Source organism: Ilumatobacter sp., assembly GCF_049588435.1.
Taxonomy (GTDB): Bacteria; Actinomycetota; Acidimicrobiia; order Acidimicrobiales; family Ilumatobacteraceae; genus Ilumatobacter_A.
The window spans coordinates 1-1,950 of sequence record NZ_JBAVYV010000570.1 but is presented as its reverse complement, the minus strand read 5'-3'; the positions used below and the strand labels follow the sequence as shown (position 1 = coordinate 1,950).

The window sequence follows — 1,950 nt, the reverse complement described above, 5'->3', positions numbered from 1 at the left end:
AGCACGCATCGCGAGCGCAGCGATGCGGTGGGCGCCGAAGTCCGACCACATCGATGTGGCCGAGCTCGTCGGCGAGGAGACGGACTCGTCCGCGACATCGACACCGCTTCCTCCGGAGCCGACACCGGACATGGCCGCCGCGGTCCTGTTCACGTCCGGCGCGACGGGTCCGGCAAAGGGCGTGCGGTACCTGCACCGCCAGTTGGCTGCACAGCGTGACGCGCTCGCGACGACGTACGACGTCACCGACGACGATCGCCTCGTCGCAGCGTTCGCTCCGTTCGCGCTCTACGGGCCGGCGCTCGGCGTGCCGACCGCGTTCACCGATTGCGATGTGACCAAGCCCGGCTCGCTCACGGCCGAGAAACTGAACGAGGCATGTTCCGAATTGGGTGCGACGATGGCGTTCGCGTCGCCATCCGCGCTGGCGAACGTCGTCGCGACCGCTACCGCGACTGCCACCGATGCCAGCTCCGGGCTCGCCGGGATCGAACAGCTCCGACTCGTCTTCAGCGCAGGTGCCCCTGTTCCGGCCGAGACGCTGCACTCGGTCGCGGAGCTCACCCCGAACGCATCGATCCGGACTCCCTACGGGATGACCGAAGCTCTCCCGGTCGCCGACATCGACCTCGATGGCATCGACGAGGCGGAACGCGACGGAGACGGACGCGGCGTGTGCGTGGGCCCGGCCATCCCCGGGGCTGAGGTGCGCATCGTCCCGCTCGGATTCGACGCACTCGAGACGCTTCCCGAGTCGCTGACAACCGGCGAAATGGGTGAGATCCTCGTGCGTTCGCCGTGGGTGTCGGAGGGCTACCTGGCCCGCTGGCACACCGAACGCCTGGCCCGCCCGGGAGACGGTTGGCATCGTTCGGGCGACGTCGGCCACCTCGACGACGCCGGTCGATTGTGGGTCGAGGGACGCAGCGTTCACGTGATCGACTCCGCCGGTGGCCCTGTGACCCCCGTGCCGATCGAACGAGCCGTCGAACGGGTGCTCGCTCCCAAGCGGCTCGTCACGACGGGTCGAGTCGCAGCCGTCGGGATCGGGCCCGCGGGTTGTCAACAGGTCGTCGTCGTGATCGAGCAGACCGATGGCGACGCAGGTCTCGCCGGGAGCGAACTCGCAGCAAACGTGCGCGCAGTGATCGACGTCGATGTCGCTGCAGTTCTGATCAGCGAGCAGCTGCCGGTCGACATCCGCCACAATGCGAAGATCGACCGCAGCGCCGTTGCCGCCTGGGCCTCGACGCTCCTGTCCTGAAAGCTGGTCAACGCGTGCGAATCGCCGTCACGGGAGCTTCGAGTGCGATCGGGGCATCCCTCGTCGAGTCATTGATCGAACGCGGCGACGACGTCGTTGCCTTCCAGCGCCGCCCCGCATCGGGGTCGTCCAGGGTGACCCAGCATCTCGGCGACGTTCGCGACGAGCGCGCGGTGGATGCCGCTCTGACCGGCTGTGACGTCGTGGTCCACCTCGCAGCGAAGGTCGGCGTCGTCGGTCCCCGCGACGAGTACGCGTCGACCAACATCAACGGGACCAGGAACGTCATCGCAGCGGCTCGACGGAGCGGGGCTCGAGGTGTCGTCCACGTGTCGTCGCCCTCGGTCGCACATGTCGGCGAGGCGATCATCGGCGGCGGTGCCGATGCCGCGGTCGCCGATCACGGCAGTGCGTGGTACCCGGAGACCAAGGCGCTCGCCGAACGGTTGGCGATCGATGCGTCGGACGGTCGATGTGCGGTCGTGGCGATCCGCCCGCATCTGGTCTGGGGACCCGGGGACACCCAACTCGTCGGTCGCATCGTCGAACGCGCTGCTCAGGGCCGGCTGGCACTGGTCGGCGGTGGTCGGGCCCTCGTCGACACGACCTACGTCGACAATGCGGCGAGCGCGCTCGCGGCTGCCGTCGACGCGATCGGTCCCGGAGCCACGTGCGCCGGCCGGGCC

2 protein-coding genes are annotated in these 1,950 nt (G+C 69.2%); both read left to right on the top strand.

Translation table 11 applies throughout. From position 1 onward, the window contains the following. Positions 1-1,264 (top strand): AMP-binding protein (locus WBV89_RS21455; RefSeq protein ID WP_423983367.1); only part of this gene is annotated, 1,264 nt, incomplete at its 5' end. 14 nt (positions 1,265-1,278) lie between these two features. Beyond that, the coding region (locus WBV89_RS21450; protein WP_423983366.1) for an NAD-dependent epimerase/dehydratase family protein at positions 1,279-1,950 on the top strand (672 nt) is incomplete at its 3' end.